Source organism: Cyanobacteria bacterium FACHB-DQ100, assembly GCA_014695195.1.
Classification (GTDB): Bacteria; Cyanobacteriota; Cyanobacteriia; order Leptolyngbyales; family Leptolyngbyaceae; genus Leptolyngbya.
In genome coordinates, this window is sequence record JACJNW010000033.1 from 23,464 (window position 1) to 29,992 (window position 6,529).

8 protein-coding genes are annotated in these 6,529 nt (G+C 46.0%); 4 read left to right on the forward strand and 4 right to left on the reverse strand.

The window, feature by feature from the left end:
* The first annotated feature begins 120 nt into the window (after positions 1-120).
* The 3 genes from H6F51_18745 (at position 121) to H6F51_18755 (ending at position 1,520) form a co-directional block, all read left to right on the forward strand.
* Entirely contained in the window at positions 121-543 is a 423-nt protein-coding gene (locus tag H6F51_18745; GenBank protein MBD1824509.1) for a hypothetical protein, read from the forward strand.
* A gap of 424 nt (positions 544-967) precedes the next feature.
* Positions 968-1,174 (forward strand): hypothetical protein, encoded by a 207-nt coding sequence (locus H6F51_18750; GenBank protein MBD1824510.1) that lies wholly within the window; start codon positions 968-970, stop codon positions 1,172-1,174.
* A 100-nt stretch (positions 1,175-1,274) separates the two neighbouring features.
* On the forward strand, positions 1,275-1,520 hold the full coding sequence (locus H6F51_18755) for a hypothetical protein (GenBank protein ID MBD1824511.1): 246 nt from the start codon (positions 1,275-1,277) through the stop codon (positions 1,518-1,520).
* A 2-nt stretch (positions 1,521-1,522) separates the two neighbouring features.
* Here H6F51_18755 and H6F51_18760 read toward each other — a convergent pair whose 3' ends face one another.
* The 4 genes from H6F51_18760 to H6F51_18775 form a co-directional block, all read right to left on the reverse strand.
* Entirely contained in the window at positions 1,523-2,680 is a 1,158-nt protein-coding gene (locus H6F51_18760; GenBank protein MBD1824512.1) for a di-heme enzyme, read from the reverse strand.
* Positions 2,677-3,558, reverse strand: a complete 882-nt coding sequence (locus H6F51_18765; protein ID MBD1824513.1) for a metallo-mystery pair system four-Cys motif protein — start codon at positions 3,556-3,558, stop codon at positions 2,677-2,679. Before H6F51_18765 ends, H6F51_18760 begins: the two co-directional genes overlap by 4 nt.
* A 73-nt stretch (positions 3,559-3,631) precedes the next feature.
* Entirely contained in the window at positions 3,632-4,345 is a 714-nt protein-coding gene (locus H6F51_18770) for a Nif3-like dinuclear metal center hexameric protein (protein MBD1824514.1), read from the reverse strand.
* On the reverse strand, positions 4,342-5,898 hold the full coding sequence (locus H6F51_18775) for a metallophosphoesterase (protein MBD1824515.1): 1,557 nt from the start codon (positions 5,896-5,898) through the stop codon (positions 4,342-4,344). The genes H6F51_18770 and H6F51_18775 overlap by 4 nt, the downstream gene beginning before the upstream one ends.
* A gap of 308 nt (positions 5,899-6,206) precedes the next feature.
* Between H6F51_18775 and H6F51_18780 the strand changes: the two genes are divergently transcribed.
* Positions 6,207-6,529 (forward strand): S-layer homology domain-containing protein (locus H6F51_18780; GenBank protein ID MBD1824516.1); only part of this gene is annotated, 323 nt, incomplete at its 3' end.

The window sequence follows — 6,529 nt, forward strand, 5'->3', positions numbered from 1 at the left end:
TCAGTCACTTAGCCTAAAATTGTCCTCTTGCAATTCCAAGTCAGGCGATTCGATAGAATAAGAAACGGTTCGATCGGTTAGTTACCCCAACTAACCTCTACATTATTTTGATTAGGTGTCATGACTCAAACGGTTGAAGCCCTTTTTGAAGAGGGACTGGAGCGCTACAAAGCTGGAGAAGCCCCAGAAAATCTGATTCCAGTGTTTAAAGAAATCTGCGATCGTTCTCGCAAAACGGGTGCAGCTTGGACTTGTTTAGCGTGGCTCTATTTGCTGGCGGATAAGCCTGCGCTGGCATTTCCCGCCGCTCAAAAAGCGGTGAAACTGGTTCCTCAAGATGCACAAGCTCGCATCAATCTGATTTTGGCAATGTTGGATCTGTCCAAGCCAGGAGTCAGACCGCACGTTGAAATGGCACAACAATTAACCTTTGCGGTTGAAGAATTGCGCGACGAAGTGCAGCAAAATATCGAAGATGGATTGGCAAGAAAACCCGACTGGAAGAGTTTGCAAAGAGTGAAAGCTTGGTTATTTGAATCCTAAGAATTCCTTCATTTTTGTTTACGATTTTCGAGAGCCAGAATTTCGTTCTGGCTCTCTTTATTGTGGAAAGCTGCTGTGTGAATTTTGCGTTACGCGATCGACAATCTACGCTGCAAAATTGTTGCAGTTCGCTATACAAAACCATCTAATTAATTTATATACTGCAACACAAAATCAAATAATTTAATCATCATCTTAGAAAGTCGATGATAGTATTTGAAAATCAGGATATATTCCTCATTTCTAACAATCTTTTCGCCACTTTACAGAAGCAAAAAACGGCTTGCGTGAAATTTAATTGTTTACGCAATGGTGTGTTTATTGTCGTTTAACACGCCGTGCTAACACGGCTTATAGCGATTTGATTCTGATTTGCACAAGTGTCGATCGGGCGATTTCTTTGTAACTTAAGGAGCAAATTATCATGTCTATTGATCGAGTTGGCGTTAAACCTGGTACACGGAATCATAGAGGCTATTTTGTGCAGCAGGCATCGGGCTATGAATTAGTTGAGATGCACCAATCGGGCTGGGCGGTAATTTGTTTGAATGATGCAGTCTGCCACTACGTTGATCCTGAAAATCTGCAATATTCACGCGACAAAGATTTCCCATCGGTTCACGATCTCTAATAACAGTTTATCCCTGGATCATTGGCGTTTGGGCTGCACTGAATTCAGTTGCAGCCCATTTTTTGCTAAGTTAATGAAGATAAATGACTGAATTGAGTTTATGAAAGAAACGTTTTTTAAGTGGCTGAATACAGCGCTGATGTGGAACTTGTTTTTTGTGCTGCTGTGTTTTGGCTGGTTTGCGATCGCTCTAATCGGTCAGGCTGCAAAAGTGCCACTCGGATTAAACCTGTGGCTTTCACTTTGGACACCTGTGATGCAGCCTGCTTTGGGCATTTTGATGGCGGGTGCGCTCGTTAGCGGAGCAAGCAGTTGGATCATCAAGCGCCTGAGCCCGACGGAATGAATTCAATTTTTGCGATCGACCTGAGGATTGCTAAATGCCGGATTCTTCACAAACGATTCATCGGTGAGACTGCGAAGAAAAGCGAGAAGATCCTGCTTTTCACGATCGCTTAACTTAAACCCTTTCACAAATGAACTCTTAAGCGGATTCTCGCTACCCGCTCCCGCAAACTGACCTGCGTGAATTGTTCGACCCCCCGCCGCATAATGCTCGATCACTTGCTCTAGTGTGCCAATACTGCCATCGTGCATATAGGGTGCAGTTAAGGCAATATTTCGCAAGGTGGGTGCTTTGAAACGTCCCATATCAGACGGCTTGAGAGTAATTTCGTGAATACCCGTGTTATTAGCGGGATAAGCACCTTTGTTATCGAGATTGTATAGACCAGTGTTGTGAAATGCAATTTCCTTGAAACCAGAACGGGAATGAACGGTGGAATCAGAAAAGTTAATCCCTCCGTGACAATGAAAGCATTCCAATTTTTCACTTTCAAACAAGGCTTCACCCCGTTTTGCAGCCTCGGAAATTGCCCGATCGTTCCCTCCATAGCGGTATTGATCGTAGGGTGAATTAAACGAAATCAGCGATCGTTCAAATGCTGCGATCGCTCTTGCCATTGTATTAATGCTGATTGCTTCATTCCCGAACGCAGCAGCGAACATCCGACGATACTGCGAATCATCGCGCAACAGTGCAACTATCTCTGTTTCTTTGCCCGCCATGCCCATCTCGATCGGGTGCTCCCCGAATAGCGGCACAAGTAGCTGAGTTTCTAGATCAGCCATTAACGGATTTGCCCAAGTGAGTACCGAATTGTAGGCAACATTCGCCAAGCTCATCGCGTTTCGGGGATGCGCCTCTCCGGTGGCACCGATCGACACCGATTTTTTCTCAGTGAAGGCGCGGGATTGGTCGTGACAGGTGGCGCAAGAAAATTCCCCCGTAACCGAAAGACGCTTTTCATAAAAGAGATGCCGTCCGAGTTCGACTTTTGCAGCACTCATCGGATTGTTGGCAGGCACGATCGGCGGTGGTGTCCATGCGGGGAGTTGCCAATCGTAGCTAGAGGCTGCATCACTTCTAGAAAATGCAGCACTCAAGCCGATCGACAGGCAGAAGGCGAGAAGGGTAAGAATCGCAAGGTTAAACCAGCCCTTCATGGTCGCGGGGCAACTCGAAAGAATGTTTGACGGGCAGATTTTCCAGTTTGAGGCAATCCGAAATTCGTGAGAATTGCAGTACAATCGCCGTCTTTAGGATCAGACATACAGCCAAGTCCAGTGCCAGGCTGGTTCTTCATCAAATTTGAGTTTGCTACTAGAGATTTAAGATCGGCAACAATGACGCTGTTTTGGGGATTAAAGTTTTCAAATGTAATCGTTGCAGTATTCAGATTTGTACAACTTTCTGGTTTTTGGCGATTATTCGTAGCATTGCATCCGGTACTACCCAGATGAATATTAAATCCCTGCTGTTTATTGGATGAGTGAGGTTGATCGTGCTTCATGCCTGACATCGGTAGAGCAAAATCGATTCGAGCAAACTTATAGCCGCCTCTCCAATTCCACCAGAGCGATGTGAGGTTTAAAGGTGAAGGCGCGATCGTTGCATCTTCGTGATTGAGCTTAAACGGAACGCCTAACGCGAAGCGAATTCCCTTGTAATTGCCTTTTGGAACCGTTCCAACAATACGATCGTTTGTCTCAGTTGTACCGTTTGAACACATTCCGGTTTTATTTTCAAAATCAATCAGTGCAACATTCTGATATTGCCAGCGATTATCTTGCGTTAATGTTACGGGAACGGCTTTTCCTTGAGCATCGATCAACGTTACATCTGAGACATAGAAGCGAAAATCAGCAGGAGCAACAGAGGTTGAAGGTGTACCGAGTAAGTAAGTTGAATTACACTGAAACGATTGAGCGCCAACCAATCCGCGAAATTGGATCGAAACAGGTTGAGACGATTGAGCGATCGCACTTGGAATAGAAATCAGTGACGCGATCGCACCAAAAAATAAAGAGAGCCGTAATCTCATAACACAGCAATTAGGACAAACTTCTCAACTCTAGGACAAGCACCACTCGGATTCAAACGACGCGCTGTAAAACTTAGCTTATAACGATCGTTCTGAGCGCTGACCAACGCTGCCGCAGTACCGCAGACAACGTCCTTAATCCCCACTGTTCACAGCGTCGATGCCCCACTTCAATCACACACATTCCCGTATCTAACACGGCTTGTTTAGCGGAAACACGAAACTGTCCAGTAATGTAAACGGTTGCACCTTGCTCTGCTGCCGATCGAATCAAACCATCATTCATTGCTCCCACGATCGCCACTTTCCCCGTCGTATCCGCCTGTCCGTTAGCTTCGCTACACGAGTACGTGTTCGCAGACTCATAACCCCCAAAAATCTCTCGCACCTGAACACAGTAGCGATCAAAACTTTGAGATGGAACCTCTCCAATCATACCGATCGCTCGGTCTGCTTTGTATCCGAACCGCTGCACGTTCACAAGCGATAATACATCTGCCAATTGCAAGTTAAATCCTAACGTCAACCGCTCATCGAACGCTAAATGATAAAAAACGATACCAATATCAAGATCAGAATTAAACTGCCAAGGACGATGTAAGAAGAGTGCATCAATTTGATTTTTTGTGATCCAGTAATCGATCTGCGGAATCGGTTCAAGCGCCAGTCCCAAGCGGCGAATCGGACGATCGCTGAGTTGATAAATTCCGCCTCGCTCCTCTTCAGGATACCGATCCACATTGAAGAAGCGATCGAGAAATTCAACCAATGACTGCTGAGTAATCATGTCAGCACAATCGGATCAAGGGCGCGATCGTGCCACTGTCGCCTTGACCACTCGGAAACATAAGGACGCAGAATAAACTTCACCGGATCATCTGCGGTCACATCAATCCTCACAAATGAGTAAGGGCGCTGTTTGTAAGCTCCTTGTCCAGTTCGTCCCACAAACAGTTGAGATTTCGCGACAATTCGCTCCTCTGACTCGATCCGCTCTGTAATCTCAGCTCCCTCTTCTCGCTGTCGCCGCAAACTATAGCCGCTTCCCCCACAGACTACCCAATTCATATTTGAGTCTGCGTGTCCGGTATCTCCAGTCCGCAAATACTCAAAACAATGAGCATGACCATTCAGAACTAGATCCACGATCGGGCGACCTTTCAGATCAATCTCTCTTGCCACATCATCGAACACCTGCCGCAATCGATAGCGCACTGCTAAAGTTTGCGCCTGATACCATTTCGTTGCCTCCGTTACATAAGGCGGATGATGAAAATAAACGACGCGCCCTCGCACCTCTGGAGATCGCCAAGACTGAACCAAGCGATCGCGCAACCAATCTAACTGCTCATAATCGCTCTCAACGCTCGTTTCCGCATTCAATTGTTTCTCAATATCAATCTGGATCTCCTCAAGCTGCTGCAATTTGACCCGAATATCATCCGCTTGATCCGATTGTTCAGGTTCGTTAATATCAAGCCGAGAAATATCGACCATCAACTGCTGCATCTCTTGTTCGATCGCCGCACGTTGTTCGGTTAACCGTCGTCGATCGGCTCGTCCTGCTTGACCTGCCGAAAGCGGGATCGGCTCATTAATCGTATTAGAATCGAGCGCAAAGAAATCAATCCCACCATAGCGAAAAGTGTAGTAACGATTCGGCAATCGCGTAAATGATCCCGGTTGATATCGCAAGCATCGTCCGGTCGAGGTTTCAGCCGTGTAGTGTTGATCGAGATGCGCCGCTAATTTCCCATGCTGTTCTGCAACCGACAGCAAATCCATGAACGCCTGCGCGAACGCTTTTCCCTGATAAGACCCATGAAATCGAATATCAAAATCAATCCGCGATCGTAATAGTTTTCTAATCGGATAAGAGACCTGTGAAAGAATTCCATAAACCAAAGGAAGATCATAATAATCATGATTTCCGAGTACAGGTAAAAACGGCAGATTAAACACCATTTGATCAAATGTAATCTGGCTCGGTGTTTCTCCTCCAACCAAAAACTCTCGATACGGCTCAATAAAATTATGTGGATAAAACTCGCTAGAGCCAACCAGATAAATCACATCTCCAGTGTGCAGAATAAAGCGAGATTCATCACGGTGCGGCAGCATTTGTTCTGCGATTCTCCGCTGAGGAAAATGTCCCGGATGCCGCCCAGATCCGCTATCCCCAATCACTAAGAACGAGAAAGCATCTTGCTCTCGATCGTCCTCAATCACTAATCGAGTTTGATCAATCCCGCGATCGATCAAACTGGGTGTACGCCATTTCACGCGCTCCTGCATCTTTTGAATCTTGAGCGAGGTTGCCGGATCGGAAACGAATCTCATCATGAATGACTAATCTGCGCGACACCAAAACTTATCCTAACGAGCAAACTTGCTCACGCCATCTTCTTCAGAAAGATTTCATTCAAGATGATTGAGTTAAGTCTATGAAGATTCTGTAAAAATTTCTATGTATACCGGATCACCCTAAATCCCGTAACGCAATCAAATCGATAAACCTTCTATGATCCCCATGCTGAATCCATTAAGAATCAAGATTGTACTAGGGTATACTGTTGTAAACATTGCGTTCTGCTTTTAATTCAGAATCCCAATGTGTTTTGTTCGATGGTGTGAATACGGAAGTGATCATGTCTAATAACTTGTGGAAATCGCTGCTGGTTAATCCAGTGCTGCTTGGTGCTACGCTGACTGTCTCCGCTGCTCTTGGTGCAACTGGCGTTGCTGCGAACGAAGTCAAAGCTGATGCAACGACTCAAACTGTTTCCTCACTCGATCAATTAAGTGCCTATAGCAATGAGGGTGTTGTTTCAGCAAATCAAGCTGGACAAGTCACCTCGGTTTCTCAGCTCTCGGATGTGCGCCCGACTGACTGGGCATTCCAAGCCCTGCAATCCCTCGTTGAACGCTACGGCTGTATCGCGGGTTATCCCGATCGTACCTTCCGCGGCAA

Coding starts and splice junctions, on each gene's coding strand:
- H6F51_18755 (MBD1824511.1), top strand. CDS start 1,275: ATGAAAGAAACGTTTTTTAAGTGGCTGAATACAGCGCTGATGTGGAAC.
- H6F51_18770 (MBD1824514.1), bottom strand. CDS start 4,345: ATGATTACTCAGCAGTCATTGGTTGAATTTCTCGATCGCTTCTTCAAT.
- H6F51_18765 (MBD1824513.1), bottom strand. CDS start 3,558: ATGAGATTACGGCTCTCTTTATTTTTTGGTGCGATCGCGTCACTGATT.
- H6F51_18760 (MBD1824512.1), bottom strand. CDS start 2,680: ATGAAGGGCTGGTTTAACCTTGCGATTCTTACCCTTCTCGCCTTCTGC.
- H6F51_18750 (MBD1824510.1), top strand. CDS start 968: ATGTCTATTGATCGAGTTGGCGTTAAACCTGGTACACGGAATCATAGA.
- H6F51_18775 (MBD1824515.1), bottom strand. CDS start 5,898: ATGAGATTCGTTTCCGATCCGGCAACCTCGCTCAAGATTCAAAAGATG.
- H6F51_18745 (MBD1824509.1), top strand. CDS start 121: ATGACTCAAACGGTTGAAGCCCTTTTTGAAGAGGGACTGGAGCGCTAC.